At 46.7% G+C, this 24928-nt stretch carries 20 protein-coding genes; 11 read left to right on the top strand and 9 right to left on the bottom strand.

Going from position 1 to position 24928, the window contains the following annotated elements; translation table 11 throughout:
- Position 1 precedes the first annotated feature (1 nt).
- Positions 2-244: a DUF6356 family protein gene (locus SFW65_01470; GenBank protein MDX1921786.1), complete on the top strand. Its 243-nt coding sequence runs from the start codon at positions 2-4 to the stop codon at positions 242-244.
- Here the strand turns inward: SFW65_01470 and SFW65_01465 are convergent.
- Both SFW65_01465 and SFW65_01460 read right to left on the bottom strand, forming a co-directional pair.
- Complete coding sequence (locus SFW65_01465; GenBank protein ID MDX1921785.1) at positions 241-1293, bottom strand: DUF1513 domain-containing protein; 1053 nt, start codon at positions 1291-1293, stop codon at positions 241-243. The genes SFW65_01470 and SFW65_01465 overlap by 4 nt on opposite strands.
- Positions 1294-1363: 70 nt before the next feature.
- Positions 1364-2449 carry a DUF1513 domain-containing protein gene (locus tag SFW65_01460; protein ID MDX1921784.1) on the bottom strand — a complete coding sequence of 362 codons (1086 nt, stop codon included), beginning with the start codon at positions 2447-2449 and terminating at the stop codon, positions 1364-1366.
- A 236-nt stretch (positions 2450-2685) separates the two neighbouring features.
- On the opposite strand from SFW65_01460, the gene SFW65_01455 reads away from it, so the two are divergent.
- Positions 2686-4752: a hypothetical protein gene (locus SFW65_01455; GenBank protein ID MDX1921783.1), complete on the top strand. Its 2067-nt coding sequence runs from the start codon at positions 2686-2688 to the stop codon at positions 4750-4752.
- Positions 4753-4787: 35 nt separating this feature from the next.
- Positions 4788-6140 carry an LPD7 domain-containing protein gene (locus SFW65_01450; GenBank protein ID MDX1921782.1) on the top strand — a complete coding sequence of 451 codons (1353 nt, stop codon included), beginning with the start codon at positions 4788-4790 and terminating at the stop codon, positions 6138-6140.
- On the opposite strand, the gene SFW65_01445 is transcribed toward SFW65_01450, so the two are convergent.
- The gene (locus SFW65_01445; GenBank protein MDX1921781.1) at positions 6137-7981 is read right to left on the bottom strand and encodes an ATP-binding cassette domain-containing protein; all 1845 of its coding nucleotides are present in this window, start codon (positions 7979-7981) and stop codon (positions 6137-6139) included. The genes SFW65_01450 and SFW65_01445 overlap by 4 nt on opposite strands.
- 109 nt (positions 7982-8090) lie before the next feature.
- Between SFW65_01445 and SFW65_01440 the strand changes: the two genes are divergently transcribed.
- From SFW65_01440 to SFW65_01430, 3 genes are read left to right on the top strand one after another with little or no spacing between them, the layout of a single operon-like run.
- Positions 8091-9335, top strand: a complete 1245-nt coding sequence (locus SFW65_01440) for an ActS/PrrB/RegB family redox-sensitive histidine kinase (GenBank protein ID MDX1921780.1) — start codon at positions 8091-8093, stop codon at positions 9333-9335.
- A gap of 9 nt (positions 9336-9344) precedes the next feature.
- Entirely contained in the window at positions 9345-9905 is a 561-nt protein-coding gene (locus SFW65_01435) for an ActR/PrrA/RegA family redox response regulator transcription factor (protein ID MDX1921779.1), read from the top strand.
- Positions 9906-9944: 39 nt separating this feature from the next.
- Complete coding sequence (locus SFW65_01430) at positions 9945-11339, top strand: O-antigen ligase family protein (protein ID MDX1921778.1); 1395 nt, start codon at positions 9945-9947, stop codon at positions 11337-11339.
- On the opposite strand, the gene SFW65_01425 is transcribed toward SFW65_01430, so the two are convergent.
- The 3 genes from SFW65_01425 to SFW65_01415 all read right to left on the bottom strand — a co-directional run bounded on the left by SFW65_01425 (position 11336) and on the right by SFW65_01415 (position 15299).
- Entirely contained in the window at positions 11336-11908 is a 573-nt protein-coding gene (locus SFW65_01425; GenBank protein ID MDX1921777.1) for a hypothetical protein, read from the bottom strand. The genes SFW65_01430 and SFW65_01425 overlap by 4 nt on opposite strands.
- Positions 11909-11917: 9 nt before the next feature.
- Complete coding sequence (locus SFW65_01420) at positions 11918-14074, bottom strand: polysaccharide biosynthesis tyrosine autokinase (protein ID MDX1921776.1); 2157 nt, start codon at positions 14072-14074, stop codon at positions 11918-11920.
- A gap of 94 nt (positions 14075-14168) precedes the next feature.
- Entirely contained in the window at positions 14169-15299 is a 1131-nt protein-coding gene (locus SFW65_01415; GenBank protein MDX1921775.1) for a glycosyltransferase family 4 protein, read from the bottom strand.
- Positions 15300-15431: 132 nt separating this feature from the next.
- Here SFW65_01415 and SFW65_01410 point away from each other — a divergent pair, with 132 nt between their 5' ends.
- Genes SFW65_01410 through SFW65_01390 form a run of 5 tightly spaced genes read left to right on the top strand, consistent with a single transcriptional unit; the run spans position 15432 to position 20916 of the window.
- Entirely contained in the window at positions 15432-16544 is a 1113-nt protein-coding gene (locus SFW65_01410; GenBank protein MDX1921774.1) for a glycosyltransferase, read from the top strand.
- Entirely contained in the window at positions 16541-17746 is a 1206-nt protein-coding gene (locus tag SFW65_01405; GenBank protein MDX1921773.1) for a glycosyltransferase family 4 protein, read from the top strand. Before SFW65_01410 ends, SFW65_01405 begins: the two co-directional genes overlap by 4 nt.
- Positions 17739-18998 carry a cellulase family glycosylhydrolase gene (locus SFW65_01400; protein MDX1921772.1) on the top strand — a complete coding sequence of 420 codons (1260 nt, stop codon included), beginning with the start codon at positions 17739-17741 and terminating at the stop codon, positions 18996-18998. Before SFW65_01405 ends, SFW65_01400 begins: the two co-directional genes overlap by 8 nt.
- A gap of 14 nt (positions 18999-19012) precedes the next feature.
- Complete coding sequence (locus SFW65_01395) at positions 19013-20338, top strand: hypothetical protein (protein ID MDX1921771.1); 1326 nt, start codon at positions 19013-19015, stop codon at positions 20336-20338.
- Positions 20339-20352: 14 nt separating this feature from the next.
- Positions 20353-20916: a serine acetyltransferase gene (locus SFW65_01390; protein ID MDX1921770.1), complete on the top strand. Its 564-nt coding sequence runs from the start codon at positions 20353-20355 to the stop codon at positions 20914-20916.
- 104 nt (positions 20917-21020) lie between these two features.
- On the opposite strand, the gene SFW65_01385 is transcribed toward SFW65_01390, so the two are convergent.
- The 3 genes from SFW65_01385 to SFW65_01375 are packed head-to-tail and all read right to left on the bottom strand — an operon-like array spanning position 21021 to position 24912.
- Positions 21021-22241 (bottom strand): polysaccharide pyruvyl transferase family protein, encoded by a 1221-nt coding sequence (locus SFW65_01385; GenBank protein ID MDX1921769.1) that lies wholly within the window; start codon positions 22239-22241, stop codon positions 21021-21023.
- The gene (locus SFW65_01380; protein MDX1921768.1) at positions 22238-23707 is read right to left on the bottom strand and encodes a lipopolysaccharide biosynthesis protein; all 1470 of its coding nucleotides are present in this window, start codon (positions 23705-23707) and stop codon (positions 22238-22240) included. The genes SFW65_01385 and SFW65_01380 overlap by 4 nt, the downstream gene beginning before the upstream one ends.
- Positions 23704-24912: a glycosyltransferase gene (locus SFW65_01375; GenBank protein ID MDX1921767.1), complete on the bottom strand. Its 1209-nt coding sequence runs from the start codon at positions 24910-24912 to the stop codon at positions 23704-23706. Before SFW65_01375 ends, SFW65_01380 begins: the two co-directional genes overlap by 4 nt.
- Between the last annotated feature and the right edge of the window lie 16 nt (positions 24913-24928).

Genomic DNA, 24928 nt, shown 5'->3' with positions numbered 1-24928 from the left:
CATGAAAAACCCGCTGCACAACATGTTGGATAAAGCTTTTCTTGAACATCCAAGATTAAATGGCGAAAGCTACGCGCAGCATATGGCGTTCACATTGAAATACGGTGCTATTTTACTGGTTACGGCTTTTTGCTTGCTTGTACATGGGCTTATCCCCGGTCTGTTTACCCATACAGCCAGCAATAAGATCAAGGAATTAAATAGTATTTTCGAACAACGCCGCAATCGTACAAACTACGATTAAACTGTTTCAATAATCGAATGCGGATTTTGAAAGCCTGCGGCGCTTTCAATAGGCAGCCGTGTCATTTTATCAAAATCAGGGGAAATCCATACCAGCTGTCTATCTGTACCCAGATAGCCCTTCAGGCTATCATCCCAAACAACACCCTTAAACGGTGCATTGATGGATTTAAGAACTTTTTCATTCACAACATCTAGCAAAACGATATTTCCAACCAACGGATTGGTAACTGCCGCGCGGGTATGATCATCATTGAGCGCAATGCTCAATATCACGCCTTTAATCTGGGTTTGCAAATCATGTCCCCAATCCATGACTTTAAGGGACTGCTTACCATCAGAACTGAAATACACATATCCGCTGTTATTGTGGTCAGCTGTACGCATATTATAATTATCCAGCTGCTTTTGCGGACAGGTCAGCGCGATGATTTTTCCAGTTTTGGTAACTTGAAAATGACCGATCATTTGCCACGGGTCGTCAATCGTCAATTCCCTGACAACATTTCCCTTGCCTGCAATATCAACAAACACGATAGATGATTTTGCTATGCGCATTCCTTTATTTGGATCGCTATATTTCTCTGCCCTCACACCAGAGCTTGCGATGGCAAGTGTTTTATCTGCCATACGATGACAATCATGCAACCCGCCAGGTGTCACTTGGAATGCTTCGCCAGGCTTATAGGTTTCAGGATCATAAGCTGCATAATATCCTTTGCCCGTTTCAAGCGATACACGCGCCAAATAAAACGCGTCTTTTTCTTCAATATAATGCCCATGTCCATAAAACCAGTTTTCCTTGCCGGCATCTATTTTCATGACAGTTTCGGTCTCAAAATCCACCACCGCCGCGTTGGCGCCCCATTTCTGGGTCGTCAAATAGCGTGATGGATATTTAGGGTGACGAATAAAAGCATGTCCCGGAAAACCCAGATCAACCTGTTTGACGGTTTGCGTTGACAGATTGGCATAGACCGCTTTGTTGACTGAACCAACAACGATGCATTCCTGAGTAGCTGACCTCGCCAGCACACGAAGCGGGCTCATGGCTGATCCCGCAGCGCTAACTGCCATGACATATTTCAGAAATTCGCGCCGTGAATGGTCCATAGAATAATTAGACTGTCTCAAGAATAGAATGGGAACTGCTATAACCGGCTTTGTTTTCAATAGGCAGTTTGGTCATTTTGCTGAAATCAGGTGCTATCCAGACCAGATGCCGTTCGCTGCCAATATAGCCTTTTGAAAGCGGATCCCACACAATGCCACGGAACGGCGCTTCAACCGATTTGATAACTTTCTGTTTCTCCAGATCAAGCAACACCACATTTCCAGCAAGTGGATTGGTGACGGCCGCCTGGGTGTGGTCTTCATTGAGCGCTATGCTTAGGATCTCCCCCTTAATCTGCATTTGCAAATCATGCCCCCAATCCATTTCCTTGAGAGGCTCTTTACCATCGCGGCTAAAATAAACATAACCGGCATTATTCCTGCTGGCGGTACGAAGATCCCCGCCCAAAAATTGGCTTAGCGGACTGCTTAGAGCAATGATTTGGCCGTGCTTGGTTATTTCAAAATGGCCGATAACCTGTTTGTCATCTTGAATTGACAAGTCTCTAACGACTTTACCGCTGCCAACAATATCAACAAATCTGAGCGATGAAGGTTCAACACGCTTTCCTTTGCGTGGATCACCGTAATCATCCGCTTTAACACCGGAACTGGTTACTGCGTAGGTATTATCAGGCATGCGACGGCATTCATGCAGCCCGCCCATACATACATGGATGGCATCTTTGGCCTCATATGTTTCGGGGTCATAAGCAGCAAGATAACCTTTGCCTGTTTCAACTGAAACACGCGAAACATAGAACGCGTTTTTTTCAGGCACATAACGGCCATGACCGTAAAAGTGTTGATTTTCACCACCCAACACTTTTTTGACTTCGCCAGTTTCGAAATCAACCATCGCGGCATTAGGGCCCCATTTTTCCATCGCAAGATAACGATGCGGATATTTTGGATGACGCAGCAAGCTGTGCGCCAGAAAACCGATTTCCAACTGCTTAACGGTTTGCTGCGTGAGATTTGCGCGAACGGCTTTGGTATAAGAACCAACGACTAAATATTCCTGTACGGTTGATGCGGCCGCGAACACGCGCAGCGGATCAATGGCAAGGCCTGTTGAAGCCGTAAGGGCCATGACATATTTCAGAAAATCGCGCCGTGAATGATGCATCGATAAAGGTTATTTCACAAAGGGTTAAAAAACTATCTATTTGAAATAACATAATAATTACAATCTCACTTTTTTGCTTAATTCCCATATACCAACAAAAATGGCAGCGCTTTTATCAGCTATTTTTTATGGGATAGGGTCGCTGTTTATGCTAATCAACATCCAGTTCATGTAGCAAAAAATTCAACCAAATCATTAGTATGGCGGCCGTTCTTCAACCCATAACTTTGCATCTATCAACTAAAGCGCGCCGCTTGCGCGCGCAGTTGAATGCGGCATGGCCACAGGACGCTAACCCTGCTGGCAAAAAACGCGCAATCCATGCTATCAGCAGCTATATCAAGACCGCCCTAACCCATGATTATGATGGGGATGTAAGCCTGTTTCTTAGCAATGAAACGGAAAACTCGGCTGCTATCGAGCAGGGGTTTCTTTACCACCTCACCCAACATCACATCATCACCACACCCCAAGGGAACAACAGGCATAGAGCCTTATTATATGTGCATTACGAAACTGCTCTTGCGGCAGAAAAAGCCGAAGAAAAAAACGATACGACTATTCCACAATCACGGATTGAACAAATCAAGCAATGGCAGCAAGAAACCGTAAAGGCTGTATTACAGTGCATGGCAGATACCGCGCTGAGCATGGAAGCACAAACGGCTCTGCGCGGTGCGATGACTGGCCTTAATAAACTCGGCGCACTGATTAACGCTTCGAGCAAATCAACCATTAAGCAAAGAGCACAAAAAAATGTGCACCGGGAGGTTGCTTCAACCCTGTCCGATGTGCGCAGCAGTTTGAATGGCGCAAGCGCAAATGGTATTAAACCGCCAAGCAAAGCGCAGATGGCGATCCGCGCGCAGTTGAACAAGCTGGACAAAATTCTTCCTGCACAACAAAAACTTACGGCTAAAGCTATCCCTGCGGTTAAAGCAGCGATCAAAAGATCACTTGTTCAAAGACCAGCATCCAAACGAGTGACTATTGGGGTTAAAACCTTACGTAAAATTAGTGTCGGAAGAACCACCTTATTATCACATCAGCACTTTAGAATAGCGCCGCGCCTCGTCGCAATATTACCACGTATTCTTCCCCCTATTGCCACGCTTCTCCGACATGGTTTTACAACGGTACAGCGCTTTTCGATCATTTCATCCAAACCCATATTTCAAAAATTGGCCGTTACATTGCGCACGCCGCTAGTCAAACCGGCTCAACGCATGACCATGCGTTTTCAAGTCAGCCGCCCTGCGATGATTGCGCGACGCGTAGCGCCTATCGCAATACCAGCACGACAAGCGCAACAGCCTATGCATAAGGCACCTTTGGTAAAAGCGCCTATCCTGCCTATAATGCTGCCACACAAACCTCAAAGCCAGATAGTGTTGCCCGCTTCTGCTAACAGACAATATAAACCGCCCATCATTCCGCAACGCATTGCAAGACAACCCGCACAATATGCAGCGATTGCCACTTCGGTTGCCCCGCCGCGCCAAATTGCACAAAAAGCAACGACCATGTCGATTGCACCGCTTAATATTCGTTATGAAACCTTATCGCTGCCAGCCACTATCCCCCCCGTGGTAACGCGAGTTGAGGCAGTTATTCGTAGCGAAACAGCACATCAGGCGCCTCTTACAACTGAAAAAATGGGTGAGCCAGCACCACTAAGCACAGCGACTTCGGCACCGCGCAGTCTTATTGAAAAATTGCGGGGTGCGCAGCAGATTGAGCCACCTAAAATCGAAACGCAGATTGCTGCACAAATTGAAATTCCAAAAGCCGTTGCGTTCATCGCGCCGCAACTCCTGGTCAGCACACTTATCGTACCGCCAACGCACACAGCTCCGCCTGCTGCAGACCAACCGCATAATAATATTATCCAGCTTTCTGAGCGGACAATTCATAAACCACAACACACCCGCATCAGCGCAGACACAACTTTAAAAGCGGATTACATTGCGGTTCCACGCACGCAAACAGACGTTAAGTCTATCGGTTCGAATGTTATTCAGTTCAAACGCCCTGCGGTTGTCAGCCCCATTCAAAAACTACGTGATGGCTGGCTGGGCCGCGAGCGCAATAATGCCAGCGTAGGAACGCTTGCTTTTGCAGGAAGCCGCGTGGTTCAAACCCATGCCATACGCGGCGATAGCATAACCATTTTGCCAGCGCCGCTGTCATCTAGCACTAAGGGGCAACAACAGGATACAAAGAAAAAAGTGAAAGTTTTAAAGATTGGTATTTGCGGCCCTTGTTGAGTTAGACTGAATTTAATTTTTTAAAGTGATTAGAAATGCCTGAACTTCATATTATCGAACTGAACAGCAGTAACGAAGCTGCTTTTGATGCAATTGCAAAACAGCAAGCAAAAAAGGAAGACTGCGATAAATTATCAGATCCACGTGTGCAGGCTGAAATTCAGACATTCATAACCTCACAACGCGCCATGGAATTATCCGCATCTCTTGCTGCACCAATTGGGGATAGGCAACGGCATATTTTTTCGCATGATTCAGCGGTAACTACTGATCTGGGCGCGCTAGCCGTATCTAAAAACAGCAGCCGCGACACTTATATTAAAACTCTGCACAAACTGATTATCGCAGATATTACTGATGCTGGTAAAAAAGTGAATATCACCATGGACCCGCTGCCAATCGGAAAGCGTTTGGCCATCTTTTTCAAAGCCGAACCTGGCGATGTATGGTCAATTGCCACCGCGGTTTCAACTCCCAAGGCTGATTACATCAAAGGCCTTTTAAAGCATGATGATGTACCAGGTCTCGGCGCGCAAATGTCGATTTATGAATATGATAACGGCACTACCAAAACACGCATTCTGGCACGCCGTTACATGATGGAGTTTAGAGACCCTGCCAATCCATCAAAGCAGATAAAGCCTAATCAAATTCAACTCACCGCCATGTATGTGCAACACGGTGATCATTGGATTGAAACGCAGCACACCCCCGAAGATGCATTTATTTCAACCGATAAATTCCAGCCGGTCGTCGCTTGGAAACGTGAACAGGTCAGAAAGTACGGACGTCAAACCGCGCACCGCTTCGTAAGAAACGCAAATGAATGTGATGATTTTGTAAACGGCGATGTGCATTTTACCATTTACAAAACCAGCCATGCAGATAGCACCGGCACAATAACGGGTCAGTATTTGCAAACAGATAACGATGGCGAATTACAAGTACAAAGCCGTAATGCCAGCGTGGTTGAAAGCAAAATCGATGAACTGTTAAAACAGCGCGCCGTATTTGTGTTAAACACCTATGTCAATCATACCCCCAACGCAAAGGCATGGGCAGATAGCGGGTTTAAAGATGTACAGCAAGTAAATGCGGATACGGTAAAGGTCAAACTAAACGCCACCAGCCATATTATCGAAACACGAAGCAATTTGTCACTCTATGGCGATGCAAACGAAGAGCATATGCGTGCGATGCTACGCCATGCCAAAGAACATTGGGGTGGTCGCATCCGAATTGAAAGCGGCAGTGATGCTGAAAAGAAAGTGCTAAGCAGAATTGCCGCAGAACAAGGGGTTACCATCATTGAACCAACAATACCTGCGCGGCCAACCCCAGTAACACGTAGGCCAGCCGCAACCGCACAGGCGCGCGCTGCCGCTTAAATCTGCTTCATCAAGGCTTCCAGCTGGGATTCCTGCGTTTCGATATCCTCTTCGAGCTTTTTATGGGCAGATGTAAGGCGTTTCAATTCCGCAGCATGTTCTGGCTTTGCAAAAAATTCCGCCATTTCCCCTTCTAAATCCTGCTTGCGCTTTTGCAGTTCGGCAATTTTCTTCATCTGTTCTTCAGCTTTGGCTTCCGCATCACAAATTGCGCTATCGGCATTATTATCATTTTTGGGTTTGCGCGCATCCTGCTTTAATTTATCGCGTTCCATCTTGCGTTGTTTAATAACCAGTTTGGAATACGCATCCAAATCATCATCAAATGCACTTACTTTGCCATCTGCGACTAGCCACAGCTGTTCCGCTACGGTTTTTACCAAATGCGCATCATGGCTTACCAGAATGACTGCGCCTTCGTAATTATTAATGGCTTGCGCCAATGCTTGCCGCGCATCGATATCAAGGTGGTTTGTTGGTTCATCAAGCAACATGATATGCGGCGCATCAAAACTCATCAGGCAAAATAGCAAGCGCGCCTTCTCACCGCCCGACAAACCGCCGACTTTCGTATCGGCCTTGTGCCTATCAAACCCAAAGCGCGCCAACATGGAGCGCACCTGAACCTCGGTTTTATCTTTCATCGCCATAGTCATGGTTTCAACCGGGGTTACAGTCACATCCAGTTCATCGGTTTGAAATTGTGCAAAGTAACCGATTTTAAGTTTGCCTGATTTGTGCAGCTCACCTTGTAATGGCGATAAGCGCTCGGAAAGGATTTTGACAAGGGTGGACTTACCGTTACCGTTTGCGCCCAGCAAAGCAATACGATCTTCCATATCAATTCGTAAATCGAGCTTTTTAAGAATGGGCTTACCGGGCGTGTAGCCTGCATCCACCTGCTCCAAACGGATAATGGGTGATTTAAGCGGTTTGGGTTCAGGAAATGTGAATGATGTCACGCGGTCTGCAATCACGGCATCGACGATATCCATTTTTTCAATAGCCTTGAGGCGACTTTGTGCCTGACGCGCCTTGCTTGCTTTCGCTCGGAAGCGTTCGACGAACTTCATCATCATTTCTTTTTGCGCAGTTTGCTTTTCGTGCATGGCCTGCTGGTTCATCATGCGCTCTGCCCTACGACGCTCGAACTGGTCGTAATTGCCTGTATAGGCATTCAGCGTTTTGTTTTCGAGATGAAGGATATGCGTGACCGTTTTGTTCAAAATATCGCGATCATGGCTGATGATAATCAGCGTTTGCTGATAGCGCATAAGAAAATTTTCGAGCCATACCATGGATTCAAAATCCAAATGGTTCGTCGGCTCATCGAGCATCAAGACATTGGGTTGGCAGAATAGCACCGCAGCCAATGCGACGCGCGCGCGCCAACCGCCGGAAAATGACGAAATGGGATTTTGCTGCGCTTCATCACTGAACCCCAACCCAGCAAGAATGGTTGCTGCGCGTGATGGCGCATCATACGCACTAATGTCATTCAGGCGATCAAAGATATAGGAAATACGTTCGGGGTCGGTTGCAGTTTCGGATTCTTTAAGAAGTGCTGCGCGTTCAGTATCGGCATTCAGCACCACATCTAAAATCGATGTACCATCATCGGGAATATCTTGGCGCACCATGCCGATGGTTGTGCCTTTGATGAATGAAATTTCGCCCCCATCTGGTTGTAATTCACCAGCTATCAGCTTGAACAGGGTTGATTTGCCCGCACCATTTGGCCCCACCAAACCCACGCGGTGACCCGCCGGGATATTTACCGAGACATTTTCTAATAATGCGCGCCCGCCAATGCGGTACGTAAGGTCGTGTATTGAAAGCATGCCGCTTTTTTAGAAGGCTTTTTGGAAAGTGCAACAGTTTAATCGGCAGTTTACGTAATAACATCTGGTTTGCTATCATGCAGGTACACATTGACTTGACCAGACCTTCATGCCGTACAGTATCGACCCAGATAATATAGCAAATGGGCGCATGCGCCGCAAAACGCTGATTAAGATGCGTTGGCTGGCCATTTGTGGCCAAAGCGCTGCGTTGGCCGCAGCAGGCTTTTTGTTCAACTTGCCGATCGATTTTCTGCCGCCCGCTCTTGTTATTCTCACCTCAATTATCTTTAACTGTGTTGCAATCGCGCGTATGCGCGGAAAAACCTATTTGCACAATAAAGGCGCCACCTTTGCGCTGGGATTTGACACGCTACAACTCGCATCATTGCTGTTTGTCACAGGCGGCTTTAGTAACCCGTTTATTGTATTAATGCTCGCACCCATTACGATTGCTGCAACGGTACTATCGGGACGCAGCGTATTCGTCCTGCTTTCCATCACCGCGTTTTTCTATTGCGCAATGTTTTTTGCGCCCCCTCTCCCCTGGCCACAACCACAGCAATTCTCCCCACTTTTTTTAGAAGGGTGCGCGGCGGCTGTTTTTATATCCGGTTCATTCTTGGTGTTTTATGTAAGACGCGTTGCACGCGAGGCGCGCCGCTTATCAGAAGCATTGAGCGCCAGCCGGCTGGCATTGGAGTATGAGCAAAAAATATCCGCGTTTGGCGCCCTTGCAGCTGCGGTTGCGCATGAACTTGGCAGCCCCTTAAGCACGATTGCGATTATTAGCAGTGAATTGGCGCACAGCCTTAAAACGACACCGATGAAAGAAGATATTGAATTACTGCAAAGCCAGATAGAGCGTTGCCGTATTATTTTATCAGATTTTTCAAAACATAACGTGTTATCCGATCAATCCTTTCATTCCTTGCCATTACGCGATTATATGTTGCATGTATTGGAACCCTACCGTCGTCCACATCTGGCCATTGAAATTATTACAAATGGCACGGGCACGGAACCCACATGGCCATTAAGCCCGGGATTGATGCACGGCGTTGGCAATATTCTCCACAATGCTTGCCAGTTCGCAAAAAGTGTCGTGCGTATTGCGATTGATTGGCAAGACGATGCCGTAAAGCTGTGCATTGAAGATGATGGCCCGGGTTTTTCTGCTGAATTACTGCCACGCCTTGGCACCCCCTATATTAAAGAAAGCGCTAGCGGTATGGGTTTGGGCCTATTTATCGCTAAAACATTACTGGAACGCAGCGGCGCAACCGTTGCGTTTGCCAACCGCAGTACCGGCGGGGCGCAAATAATCCTTTCATGGCCGTTTGCGCCGACTTAATATGCAACTATGAACGACACCGCCAAACAGCTTTTAATTGTTGATGATGATGCACCGCTACGCAACCGTTTAGCGCGCGCGATGGAACGCAAAGGCTTTGCGGTGATGACCGCCGAATCCGTCAAAGACGCAATTAGTTCCGCAGAGAAAACACCGCCCGATTATGCCGTAGTGGATTTACGCCTGACCGATGGATACGGATTGATGGTAGTCGAAGCATTACGTAAGTTCAATCCTGCCACGCGAATTGTTATTTTAACGTCATATGGAAATATCGCATCGGCCGTGACCAGCATGAAATTGGGCGCTGTTGATTACCTTGCAAAACCGAGCGATGCAGACGCTATTGAAAATGCATTACTTGCTGAAAAAACTGAAGGCCTTCCCCCACCACCAGAACAGCTGATGTCGGCTGAACGCGTAAAGTGGGAGCATATTTCACGCGTGTACGAGCAGTGCGAGCGCAATATTTCCGAAACTGCGCGCCGTTTGAACATGCACCGCCGTACCTTGCAGCGTATTCTTGCCAAACATGCTCCCAAAGAACATATCGAAATTGATGATGAATAGTTTGATTCATCATGTCTTGTAACCTCTTATCGCTACCTGATGTCTGCTTCACAAAAAAATGCCTATCTTGAACTTAATTTAAGCAACGCTGCATTTGCCTGTTATGTCCTGTGCATTACACTTCTGCCAATTGGATTTGGCGGAAACCGTGATATCCCTTTTGGCATTGCACAAATCGTTCTGGCCATTAGCGCCTTACTCCTCGTCTTCGAAAAAAATTTGTTAAAAGAATGTTTTTGGCCTAAACGCATTCTGTGGGCATTCTGGCTGTTTGGATTGACGATACTGTGGGGCTTTTTACAATCGCAAAGCTTCATGCCAAGCGATTGGCATCACCCGATATGGCAGGAAGCGGCAAAGGCGCTGAACAAACCGCTTGAAGGCAGTATTGCCTTATGGCGTGGTGAAGCATTTTTTAGCTTGAACCGTCTTATCACCTACATTGCCGCTGGGGTGTTGGGATATGTGTTCGGGCAAGACCATGGCCGCGCGAAACTGATGCTAAAAGCATTATGGTATTCTGGTATTGCGCTCTGTATTTATGGTTATTTTAACGTCGCAATCGACAGCACCAAAGTATTGTGGGTTGAAAAACTGCAATACGGACATGATTTAACATCAACCTTTTTCAGTAAAAACCATTTTGCGATTTATGCTGCGCTGGTGTTTCTGTGCGGCTGCTGTCTGTTGTATCAGTCATGGCGCAAGGATTTGCGCGAAACACGCGAAAAGAAACTTATACGAACCTTTGTGGCATGGGTTTCGAAAAAAGCCCCTCTTCCGTTTTTTTTAATCCTGTTCGTGTTTGGGGCAATTTTAATGGCGCATAGCCGCGCTGCGCTGCTGCTTAGCCTCGCCGGCATTTCCGTCTATTTCATCTGTTACCAGATTTATGCAAAAAAATGGAATCGTGCCATCTTGCTGCTGCTGGTATCTGTGGGAATTGGCGCTGCGATTATTTCCTTTGCTGTGGAGTCATCACAGCAATTCGCCAATTTATTCATTGACCAATCATCCAAAGACCGTGCCACTGTATATAATTTATGCGTAGCTGCAATTGCTGATAATCCGTGGTTTGGCTATGGGCTGGGCTCATTTCATGCCGTTTTTAGAATGTACAATGATAGTGTCAGCGCATCCTTCAATCATGCGCATAGCGATATTCTTGAAAGCCTTGTTGATTTGGGGTTACCCGCGGGCCTGATGTTGTGGACCGCCATAGCATTACTTATCAGCGGTGTTATTCGCGGGCTGTTCAAACGTCGCCGTTATGGACTTTTCCCTGCACTTGGCTGCGCGGCATCTTTTATTGTGTTTGCGCACAGCGCAGTTGATTTCAGTTTACAAATTCCTGGCGTTGTTATGCCATTTGCGATGCTGTTGGGGCTAAGCCTTGCACAAAGCTGGGGTTCTTCTGAAAAAAACCACAACTAATGTTTGCGTGTTTTATTGAGTTTCGCGAGCAATTGCGGATCGCCTTCAATCGCCTTATCAAAAACATGATGCAATCGATGCGCGGCAATCACGTTATATAAATTATCCCAATCGCCGCGGTAGGCTTTGCGCCACATTTGCACTTCACGTTCTTTATCCGCATCGGTATGAATATCAGCATAATCATGCCACATCAAAATGCGTTCCATCCCGCCAACATTATCCGGTTGGGCAATTTTATCGGCAAAGCGCAAGGCATCAAATGCGGATTGGCGGGTATCACCAGTATTGAGACGCAGATATGACAAGCGCATCCATGCATAAGGCTCAATCGGATTTTCAACCAGCAACGCTTCCTGCCGCTGCAGCAATTCGGCAAAGCGCGCAACCCGCGCTGTCATTCGCAATGCCGTTGCCTGATTTAACTGGATTGCCAATGTATCATTTGCATTCACCACTGGCCGGAAGTCAGAAAACAGGTTGACCCCAGCAAAATATATCAAAGCAGCAGCCAACGCCGCCATACTAACCAAGCGTGCAGGATGTGTGGTTAGAGCAGCAGATTCCATGGCTTAGGACTAATTGGTATAATAATCTTTGTACTTGCCGTAATAATAGCCGTAATCGCCATAGCCGTACTCTTTCTGCTCCTCCAAATCGACCTGATTGAGCACCACGCCAGCTAACTTCACATTATAATCGGTAAGACGTTTGATACCTTGCTTGACCACTTCGCGCGGGGTTGATGCCCAGCGAACAAGATAAAGTGTTGTATCAACCAGTTTTGATACAACGGCACTATCGGAAACCGCGATAACGGGCGGGGTATCTACAATCACGATGTCATACTGATTGCGCGCTTCGGCCAGCAGGCGTTCCATTTGTTTGGATGCCAGCAAATCATGCGGATTTGGCGTTTTAGCGCGGGCAATCACCACGTCCATGCCGCTGATATCGCGCTGCGCAGCATCAGACAATTGTACTTCACCCGTTAAAATACGCGCTAAATCAGGCTTGGTCTTATCAAGGCCCAGCACACTGTGTACGCGCGGGCGGCGCATATCGGCATCAATCAACAATACACGCGCACCCGATTTTGCCATCACACGGCCAAAGCAAAGGGAGAAAATGGTCTTACCTTCACCGGGCAGTGAACTGGTAACCATGATAACACGTGGCGGCGTATCCACATTCGAAAAATGCACGGCAGTGCGCACCCCGCGAATGGATTCCGCGTAAACCGACAACGGCTTTTCAAGCACATAATCAGTGGGCAGTTGATCACCACTTTCGATCAACGGAACGATACCCAGCCCCGCAACACCCAGTGCGCCTTCCATAACATTCAGGTCGCGGTAGCCTCGTTCCATGTACTCAAGGATAAGCGCAAGCCCAAAACCAAGCATCGTGCCAAGCACGAGGCTTAGGGCGAAGAAAATCATCGGATCAGGAAAGTATGGACGCAACGGCACTTCGGCTTTTGCCACAATCCGGGCATCTGCCATTTGCAAATCCTGCTGCTCTGCTACCTGCTTGAAACGAGCGAGGAAGCTTTCATAAAGGGTTTTATTGGCATCCGCTTCGCGGCGCAGCTGGCGTAGCGTTACCATCGCCTGATCCCCCTCACCGGTTTGACTTTTCAGCGCTTGCACGCCTTCTTCAAGGCTTTTGACCTTGCTACGGGCAATGTCTAAGTCGCTGTCTGCACCGCTTAGAATCTTTTGTGTTTCTTCTTCTACTTTCGCAGAAATATCCCGCAACTCGTTATGAACATTGATCATTGTCGGATGACGATCCCCATAACGCGCAGATAAATCTGCTTCCTTACGGCGCACTTCGGCAGCTTGGCGCTTGAGCTCCTGAATAAGCGGTGATGTCATAACTACGGAAGCGGTTTTGCCATTACCCTTTAAATTGGCAATGGTTTTTTGACGGGCTTCAGCCTGTGAAAGCTCGGCTCTCGCGGAAATAAGCTGGGTGCTCAAATCAGTTAATTGCTTTTGTGTAACGGTTTCTTCATCTACACCGATAAGATTGTGTGTCCGGCGGAAATCTTCGACCGCTTTTTCACTGCTGCGCAATTCATCGCGCAACCCATCCAGACGCTTACCAAGCCATTCGTTGGCACGCTGACTAGCATCAAACTTTACTTCCAGCTGGTCAACAAGGTATTGGTCGGCAAATGCATTTGCAATTTTGGCAGCACGCTGCGGGTCGGTATCGCGGTAGCGAATCGTAATACTATAGGAGCGGCCATCATTTTCGACTTCGAGATACTTCTTAAGCTTGCCCGCAATCATAGTGCGTTCGGTGCTCTCATCCTTTGCCTTTGCTTCATCGCTTGACTTCCAAGGCAATAATTTCGCAAGCCAGCTAAGGCCGCGCAGATTGGGATTAAAATCCGGATCTTCGTTAAGCTTGAGTTGCTTTTGTACACGGTCAATTACGGCACGCGAACTAATGATATCAATTTCAGTGCGAACCGCTGATGTATCCAGCGTCATATTGGAAACAACCGCATCCATGTTCGTTACGCGGGTTTTGCGGCTATCCATCATGACTATCGCTTCGCTGACGTAGCGGGGCGTTGCCACAAACGCATACAGCATCGCCAACACAACCGTACACAAAATCACGCGGCCAATCAGTAGCGAGTTACGTCGGACGAAGTACCAAATTTTGAGCAGTTCACCTGATGAAATAAAATCGTCTTGTTCTTGTTCCACTGTGGACATGTGTGACCTTATAAATTTAATCTTTAAGATTAGGGCAATTTATATAGGTTCCCAAATGACCGCGCCACTTAAAAGAGTGCGCACTTTCTTTCCGCTAATAACCGTTACTTTTTTGGCCCATTTTGCGTATTGTCTGTTCCAACAAGGCGTTAAAATGGTAGCGGAACAGCCCCACCTCAAAGCGTTCGGCGTTGCTGCGAATGATCTGCTTATCAAACGATGACACAAGGCTTTCAAATCGTTTCACTGCATCAATTAACGAGGTAGTGGTTTGCTCAGCAAAAAAGACACCTGTTTTGCCATCTACAACCGTTTCTAATGCGCCGCCCTTGCCATAGGCAATAACGGGCGTACCGCAGCCCTGTGCTTCCACGGGAACAATTCCAAAGTCTTCTTCGGCAGCAAAAACAAATGCCTTGGCACGCTGCATGTAGTCGATGACGACCGAACGCGATTGGCGGCCAAGGAATTCAATATGTGGTCCAGCGACTTGGCGCGCCGCATCATGTTCTGGCCCATCGCCAATCACCACCAGTCTTTTATCCGGCATACGCGCAAAGGCCTCGACAATCAGCGGGATTTTTTTATAGGGCACGAAGCGCGAAACGGTTAAATAAAAATCCTCTTTCGGTTTTTGAGCAACAACGAATTCATCAAGCTGCACAGGCGGGTAAATGACTTCCGCTTTTCGTGCATAACATTTCTTGATACGCCGTGCGATAAAATTGGAATTGGCAATGAAATAATCAACACCATTCACTGTGCGGGCATCCCACACGCGCATATAGTGCAAGATGATGCGCGCGATGGTGCTTTTGATGCCCTTTTCCATTTTGGCTTCGCGCAGATACATATGCTGCAAATCCCAGGCATACCGCATCGGGCTATGCACATAGGAAAGATGGACTTGATCTGGGCCGGTTATCACACCTTTGGCAACGGCATGCGATGAGCTGATGACCACATCATAACCCGACACATCAAACTGTTCGATGGCAAGCGGCATCAGCGGTAAATAACTACGGTAATGTTTTTGTGCGAAAGGAAGGTTCTGAATAAAACTGGTAAAACAGCGCGAACCGTTTAACAATCTTGAATCTTCAACATTTAAAAAGTTGACGAGCGTAAAAACATCGGCGCCCGGATACATGAGTAATAATTGTTCCAGTACGGCTTCCGAGCCAGCCTTGGTAACAAGCCAATCATGGATAATGGCGATTTTCATAAAAGCATCCTTGGGGTCGTCCTTGTTGCCACAATAAACCAGTTTTCACCTATCTTAGCAATTTGGATTATGATACCCATAACCTGCATCGTTCAGGCATAGCATTATGCTTTTTACTATATTCACGACCTCATGACCACGCTGGACCAAGCTTCAAAAATCAATATTCTTCAGGTTGTTGCTGATGGTAATCCGGGCGGCGGCACGACTTTCGTCATCAGTCTGGTTGAGGAATTGCTGAAAAATAATAACCTAGCCCTTCATGCGGTAACAGATAGCGGCTCCTACGGACATAAGGCGCTAACCGGGCTATGCGCCAAAACTTTTGGCCTGGATTTTTTTAAACGCAAGCTTAGCTTTAGCCTTCCACTTCAGCTGAGCGCAATAATTGAGGAAGTAAAACCTGACATCGTGCACCTGCATGGTGGGCGGGCTGCGTTTCAGTGTTTGCTTGCACGCTTCATGCATCCACGCATTACGTTTATTTATACCGTTCACGGCTATCACTTTGTGCGAAAAAATCCTGTCGCGCGCACCATAGGGATGATTGCCGAAAAACTTATTTCGATATGCATGGATGCAGTTGTGTATGTATCAAAAGGCGATGAAGCGATTGCCAAAACATATCGGCTTTTAAAAAACCGTTCAGTAATCATTTATAACGGTATCAGGCCTGTCACTCTGAGCACAAGCACAGATAAGCGTTTTGATGTAGTGTTTGTTGGGCGCATGGTAAGACAAAAAAATCCTGAACTTGCGATTGAGATATTCAAACAATTGAACGATAACGGCTATCGCTTTGCCATGGTGGGCGGCGGTGAAAAAGAAGCTGAGATTAAGCACATGATTGGCAATACAGGGCAGATTGAATTTTTTGGCGCACAAACACATGCTGAAACGCTAGACATACTACGCAGCGCAAAAATCATTCTGCTACCATCGCGCTGGGAAGGATTGCCACTTACCTTATTGGAAGCCATGCAGTTTGGCATACCCGCCATCGTTTCCAATGTGACTGGAAATAATGAAGTTATCGCGGATGGGTTAAATGGGCATGTTATCGATGATGAAGATGCCACAGCCTATGCAATAAAAATCAAAACATTGCTGAATGACGCCAATCTTTATAATCGACAATCCTTGGCTGCCAGAAAGATATTTGCAGAAAAATATCAGATGGAACGCTGCGCACAACAATATGCACAATTATATCAAGACGTGATGACCCAAAAGGCCAGCGCATGAGCAAGCAACGCATACTCATCGTTTCATCCCTCTTCCCACCCCATGTGCTAGGCGGCGCAGAAAGTTCTGCCTACAACCTTGCATTGCATTTCCGTGATAATGGTTGGGATGTTGGCGTTTTAACGACTGCACTCGATACCGGTGATGCCGTTGATAACCAGCTTTTTGAAGGAATGCGGATGTGGCGTGTTCTTATGCCGCGCCCCTATGCAACCTTTCATTTTCAAAAAGCAAAAGGGTTGCAAAAACTGCTGTGGCATTTCCTTGACCATTTCGACCCGCGCAATAAACGCATCATGGCGGATGTGCTGGATAACTTTAAGCCGGATGTCGTCAGCATTCATTTACTCCAAGGTCTTGGCTATAACGCATTACAGGAAATCACCAGGCGTAATATCAAAATCAATTTTGTACTGCACGACCTTGGCCTTGCCTGTATCCGAATGAACATGTTCAAAAACGGCAGCGAATGCGCCATGCAATGTACCAGCTGCAAAATTTCATCTGCTTACAAATGGAACATGTTGAAGCAAAGCAAGAAACTGGGCTTTATTTCACCATCGCAAGCTAACATTGAAACATTATCCAGATTTCTTCCCATAAAATCCTACCGAAATCAGGCTATTTTAAACCCCAACACCTATCCGCCAGCAACAGCGCAGCGCGTGGCCAGTGACAATATCCGCTTTCTATATGTGGGTCGCTTGCACAACACCAAGGGCGTTGATTTACTGCTGAATGTGCTTTTGCAATTAAAAGACAAGTACAAGTTCAAGGTTACTGTGATTGGTGATGGGCAGGAAAGCGCATCCTTGCGTGCCACATATGCAAAAGAAAGTTGGTGCGATTTCACCGGATATATATCGCAATCGGAAATCAGTAATTACATGGTGAATAGTGATGTGATGTTTATTCCATCCATCTGGGCAGAGAATTCACCGGGCGTGGTGGTTCACGCGTTATCACTAGGGCTACCCGTAATGGGCAGCCGCAAGGGCGGTATTCCTGAACTCATCAAGGATGGTATTACAGGCAAAGTTATTGAAGCAGGAAATAAAGCTGCCTGGCGCGATGCAATAGAAGCCGTTTTACAAAAACCCGAAATTCTTGAGGAATGGCGCAATAATTGCCTTGTCCATATCCATGATTTTGAAATTACCACTATTGTCAAACAGCAATTGGAATTCGCCAGCCATGAATAAAATTGCGTTATACCTGCTGATGTTATTTTTGGCTGTGCCGCTATACGCCGCGCCATTAAGGGAAACGTCTATTCCTAACGGGTTTGGCGTAAATGTGCATTTTCTTGGCAAAGCTGAAGATCATATCAAGCTTTTAAAGGAAGCCGGCTTTGGTTGGGTGCGCAAGGATTTTGATTGGGCATCCATAGAGAAAGAACGCGGCGAGTATAATTTTGAAAAATATGATACGTTTGTAAATGCGATGAATGATGCGGGAATAAAAGTCCTTCTCATTCTGAACTATCGCAACCCTTTGTATGACAGCAATCTTTCGCCTTATACCAATATCGGGCGGCGCGCTTTTGCGGGTTTTGCCGAAGCGGCTGCCAAGCATTACGCCAATAACGATGTAGCATGGGAGATCTACAACGAACCGAATTGGGGTTTTTGGAAACCAACACCAAAGGTTGAGGATTATATCGAGCTTGCACGGGTGGTTACACGGGCGTTAAAGCGCGCGGCACCGCACCAACCTATTCTTGCGCCTGCTCTTGCTGGCCCCACATCTGACCAAAGCAAGAAAGAAGCTTCTTATACTTATTTAAACGCTGTGCTCAATGACCCTATTGCTAGACAGTGGGATGCTATCAGTATTCACCCCTATTGCACTCCTAAAAAGCCTGAGTGTATTTTTAATGAAACATCGCGCCTAAATGCACTACTCACAAAGCATGGCATCCGCGCGCCTTATATATTCAGTGAATGGGGCTACCACACCGCCGATACAAAGGGTGTAAGCGAAGATATGCAAGCGGCCTATGCTGCGCGCGCCTTCCTGATTACCAGTTCTATGCGCATGCCATTCTCCATCTGGTATGACTGGCAAGATACCAGCGATGATACCAGTGATGGCGAGCATAATTACGGCTTACTGCATTACAATATGCTGGATAGCGACAGCGATGAAACCCGAAAACCAGCCTTTCATGCTATTCGCGAGTTAGGCCAAGCATTAAACGGCTACCGTTTTGATAAAATTATATCGCACACCAACGGGATTTATGGTTTGCGGTTCAAAAAAGGCCGCAACCTCGCCTATGCGCTTTGGACCAGCGAAATAGAAACGCAGCCCTATCAATTGGCCCTGCCTGCCGGACGCTGGCAAGTAGCCACTTTGCTGTCAAATAGCGTTGTGATTGACGTTAAAGATAAACAGCCTCTTGCCTTGCAACTACAGGCGATGCCGCTTATTGTCAGCCGCGTTATCAAATAACCCGTTGCCATTTCATGCTGCCCACCGAGATTAGAGCCAACAGTCCCTACCATAAAAAATCATGGGGAACCTACGCGTTGAAACAGGCCATTGTGCTTGCCATGTGCCTGGTCATTCTGAATGAAATGTTGGGCGGGGTTATCAAATATTATACCGCCAATTCTGCCCTGCTCTACCTTTCTTATATTCCTATCGTATTCGCTGGCGTTGTGGTGATCGGATATTTCGTTATTTATGGATTAACGATGCATATCCATAAGCAGATGGGGCTCTTTCTGCTGCTCTTCATGTCCTATTCAATATACGGGCTATTTATGGGGCGCGAATTAGGGGCGGTAGCGTTCGGACTTTATATCTGGCTGCCATTCTTTCTTGGCTTGCTGGTCAGCTCATTCGAGCTTCAGGGCCATTTTCAGAAAAACATATTGATATGGTGGCTGATTGTAACCACTGGCGTCTTAATTAATGCATTTGTTGTATTTCCATGGACTGGTGAAAGTTATCAAATATTTGGGCAAACTATGCAAACATCACGCGACTGGACAACGGCCGGCTTTAACCGTTTGGCTGGATTTTCACGCGCCAATTATGCCGCATCCAATCAAATCGCGCTGTTCTGTGTTGTCGTATTGACCATGCGCATGAATATTTTTCTAAAAATTGTAATATGGTTGATGTCTACCGTTGCTATTTATCTTACCACATCAAAAACCACATTGATTGCAATGGCAGTTGTGCCATTGATGATTATACTTGTAGAATTCCTGCAACAGCAGGATTATGCTAAGAAAAAACCCACCAAAAATGCTGAACGGGTTGCGCTGGCTGTTTTAACTGGATTGGCGTCTGTTTCGGTATTGCTGCCGGTGCTTTTTTTAACCAGCCGCTCGCAAATTACATCCAGCGAAGGCATTGGATTTATTAACTTAAGCTCAATGATGGATCGCGGCGCATGGATGTGGCCCAACGCATGGGATTTGATTTTCAAGACCGATGAAGTCTTTCCTATGATATTTGGCCGTGGCATTGGTGGAATTGGCACGCCGCAATATTTCTTTGAACGTCTGAATGCAAATTCAGCGGATAACTTATTCATATATCTGTATGTTACTTTTGGTGCATTCAGCATTTTTTTCATACGCTTTTTGGTCATGGGCGTACGCAAATGGCTTCCTATCAATAGCAGCGAGTTTCTGGTTTATTATACACTGACTTGCGTGGTTTTCATTGTTGGCATGACCTCGAATGTTATAGAAAGCGCAAGCATGTGCTTGATTATTGGCATTCTTATTGGTAAATCCGCACCTGCTAAATGGCGCAATAAAAACGAATTTGCGTAATCCAGAGATAATATATGCCCGCGCACGAACAACATAAAACGCCTGAAGGATTTTGGAAAAAAATAACCAGCGATGCTGGTTATTATCCGCCGCGCATTAAATCCATATTCTTTTTACCATTGTATATTTTTTATCTGCTTTTACTGGTACCTGGTTTTCAATTGGCACTATCCGTCAGGCTGCAAGAAGTATTCGGCAAAATCCCGTTATTGGGCAAGTTATTGCGGCGGGTTTTATGGTATGTGACAACCATCTATTTTGGTTCAGAAATTGATATTAAAGCAACCATCGGCTCTGGCATCTATATGCCGCATCCTTACGGGATAGTAATTGGCGGTGAATGCGTGATTGGCAAAAATGTTTCTATCAATCAGAACGTGACGCTTGGCCGGCGTGATAGCGATGAAACAGGCGACCCTATTATTGGCGATAACGTAGCGATTAATAGCGGAGCGGTAATAGTTGGCGCTATAAAAGTTGGCAATCATGCAAAAATTGGCGCCAATTCGGTTGTACTCAAAGATGTACCGGACCATGCAACAGCCGTTGGCGTTCCTGCGCACATTGTATCGAAATAGCGCTAGCCAGCATCCATAAACATAAAATTATTGTTCGATAATTCCTGAATCTTTGGCAAATGCACAGCGATGGTATTCTGCAAATTGCTACGTTCATCAATAAATTACTCAATTTTGGCGATTAAACCTTGCGTTTCAAACGCGGCATTCGGGCTGACCAATAACCATTCCGGCAAATCGAAATAATCAAACAAACCCTGGAATTTATCTTGATATGTCAGCGCCAGAACCGGCACGCCCATGCCAAGCGCGGCGATTGCCAAATGCATACGGCCCGTGACAAGCCCATCAGTCAGACCAACCATCGCTTTCAGCGTTGCGGCAGTGGGCTGCCCTGTAACTTGTAGGGCATTTTTTAGGCTCCTCCCCTGCAATTGCTGCGCGATTGCATCTAAGCAGACATTATCTGCCACCTTGTCACGAAAATCATGCGGGACAAGCAGCCAGCTAATTTTCTTGTGCTGCGAAACACCTGAAATAACATTCACTATGCCATCCACCAGCGCTTTAATTTGCTGCGCACTTGCATGTTTAATCAACATGGGGTGCAGGTTGAAACCAAGTACCAGATTTCCTGCCTCGCGTTGCTGGCGGGCCCAATGGCTAACACTCTTATACTCCGCGCTCTGCACATCTGGCTTAAGACAAAAGGCTGCATCTGCAACCTGATGCGTATCGCGCGATGTAAATTCCTTGAAACGACGGTTTGAAATCGCATCACGCAAGTTGAAGCTCACGGCTGGATGCATTTGCTGGAAAGCTGCTTTAAGTTCCGGCGCTGGCGCAGCATTAAAACTAAAACCAATAAACGCAACTCGTGCGCCCAAACGCGCGCATACATCGCCAATAATTAAATAACTTAGTGTGCCATAGGATGTGTAATACCCATCCATCGCATCTGCACCAAGCAGTGCCACTGCATCAGGTGCATAGCTCTTTAAATCCGCATAAAGCCGTTCCGGATTAATCCTATCTTGCCATACGCGCAACGGCACGCAGCCCATTTTATGCGCTGCTGCATCCGCTCCATTCGTTGCGGTCAGTAATGCAATTTTTATGTTTGGATTTTTTAATCGCGCCTTATCAATAATGGCGGTCATCATCGCATGGTCACCGCGTGAGCCGATTAACGTGTACGGTTCAGATGGAATAATCAGCAACCTATCAAAACACTGCGATGCGGGTTTAGCCGTTGCAGATTGGATAAACAACGACCATTGCTGCAGGGTCTTATTATATTGGTGCTTGGTGCGTAGCGCGGCAACAAATGGAATACGCGACAAAACCGCATTTACAATACGCTTAATGGTAATTTTTTTTGTCATGAACCCTTCAAACGACCCATAATGTTCAAGAACGCGAGTATAGACATCATGCGTTCGCGCGCAAACAGCAAAACTCCGCATGCATAAACGATTACAAACACCGCGCCCAATATCACACCGCGAATGAATGTTCCGTCAATAAGACCTACAAACATATCGTGCGAGAGCACAACAGCCGCAAATCCGAGCGATGCTGAGAATATGAATGGTACAAAACGGCGCACCAGATCCATTATTTCTATTTCAAGTACGCGTGATGCAAAAAAGAAGCTCGGCAATACCACTGCGGACTGCGCAATGCAGAAATAGGTGACGAAGGTGAAGATGTCCTCATCCTTGCTGAATATAAACACAGGTGCGAGCGCTAGAACCTTGATGATATTCAAGTACAGAAGGTAGATCGGACGGCCCATGGATGAAAAATACGATGCATTTAAAATCATCAGGCATTGAACAGAGCCAAACAGCAGCAACGGGCGTACCAACATGTCGATCATCGCCCATTTATGCCCAAACAGAACCGCGCAAATTTCAGGAGCCAGCGCCGACAACATAATGAAAATGGGCGAAATGATAGCCATGTTGGTTGTTATGGTATTGAGGTACACATTTTGAATGCGCGGTCGGTCATGGGCAATTTTTGATAATAGCGTCGATGCCACATCGGATAACACCGATTGCAGTAAGATAATAAGCACCTGAAGCAGTCGGTAACTGGCGCTATATAGTCCAAGGGTTGCGGTGCCAAACAAGGTCACAATCATAAAATCTGCGGTACGCACAGATGAATAATCCAGAATACGCATTCCAAAGATTGATGCGCTAAACCTGACCAATGGCTTTAAAGCTGTTGTTGCAAGTTGAAAGCTGGGTTTCCACACTGGCCGTGACCATAGCCAGATAAGGTTCACAAAAATCATTACATACATCTGTGTAACCAACGCCCACACTCCGCCCCCACTATAAGCAACACCAATAGCAATTGCCCCGCCAAGTGCTGTACCCGACAAAGTGCGCAGCGCCAATTGCTTGAACTGTGTATGACGCCGATATAAGGATTCCTGAAACAGGGCCGCCGTATTAAAAGGCGATAAAAACGCGATTGCCTTCACAACCGGCGCTAGCCCCGCAACGCCGATCCATTCCTCGACCAGATTGGCATTCCATATCACCACAATGCTCAGCAGCACCGAAAGGCCAATCGAGATAAAGAATGGCAGGTTGATATCTTCATCTTTTAAATCCTGCTTTTGGATCATTGCTTCACCAAAGCCGAATTCCGCAACGATAGTCATGAGTGTTAGCACCAGAATACCTGCGGCAACGGTGCCGTATTCCACCGGCGTCAACAGCCGCGCCAGCACAATAAACAAAACAAAGGTCAGGACTTTACTGCCCCAGCTTTGCGCGGCCGCCCACATCAAACTATGAATGGCTTTTTTTCTGAAATCCTCGCCTACGCTCATGCGGCTAACACCTGTTTAGTGAGCTGATTGCTATTTGCCGCACAATATTCATCCCATTTACTAATAATGTGCTGGCGCATAGCTTCTTGCTGTGCGGGATCATTTTTCAAACGTACAATCGCCTGCGCTGCCGCCTCTGGATTATCAAGCTTAATCGTTGGCACGATATCCAAAAATTCAAAACCGCGCAGGGATTCTGCTGTAGCAACGATGGGGCTACCTGCCATCACCGCTTCCAAGACTTTTATCTTGATGCCCCCACCATGCACCACAGGGCTGATCACCGCCAAGCCTTCACGCAGTAATTCTGACAACTGCTCGTCTGAAACAAACCCTATATGCCTGATATTGTGTTTGTTTGCATTTGGTAAATCCGCGCTCCCCTTACCCACCAGCATGATGGATATAGAAGCATCGAGCGCAGCAAGCGCAGGTGAAAGATGATTGATAATCCATTCCAGCGCAGCCTTATTGGGTAAGAACCCGGTGCCACCAACAAATGTAATATAAGGTTTAGCATGGCCTCTATCACGATTATCATGGCTCTGCCGTTCAGTCAGGATAGGACATAGCGACAAGGTTTTAGCACGAAGCCAACCATAGAACTGCTCGTCATAGCGCGATAAAAAAACAGTCAACGCGGAATGCTTGACAAGAATAGCTTCAACAATCCACGCCTTGATGGCATCACCATATAAAAACAGCTTCGCAAGAATATTCGTTTTAAGCTTGCTGGTGCCAAGCAGATAGAGCGGCATGGCATCATGCGCAATCAATATTATTTTGTATTTTAATGCTAGCAACGATGAAAATGGAATATTGCAGAGTGCCAGCAAGTGATCAATGATAACCAGATCATATGGCTTGGAAATTTCTGTACTTATCTCCCGTTTAGCGGCATCACACTGAAATGCATAGGCTGCCAGCGGCGCACAATTGAATAGAACCGATTTCAGTTTTTTGATAACACGCGATGCCCCGCCCGCTTCACGCTGCAAATCTCCCGTATGAATTGTAAAATTCGGCCACTGATTTGACTTAGCGCTTGATATTGCTCCGGCCACACCGGGCTCGACAATGATGCCGCGCAATTCAATGTCACGGCATTGAATAAGCTCCAGAATATGTTCGCGCAATACAACATCCATGCCGCTGCTGGGCTGGATGGGATTTCCGACACCTATATATAGGACTTTTTTAGGCATTAAAACGCGGAGACGA

The organism is Alphaproteobacteria bacterium (assembly GCA_033762625.1).
Taxonomy (GTDB): domain Bacteria; phylum Pseudomonadota; class Alphaproteobacteria; order UBA9219; family RGZA01; genus RGZA01.
The sequence above is the reverse complement of the archived record's forward strand: the minus strand, read 5'-3'. Positions and strand labels throughout refer to the sequence as shown.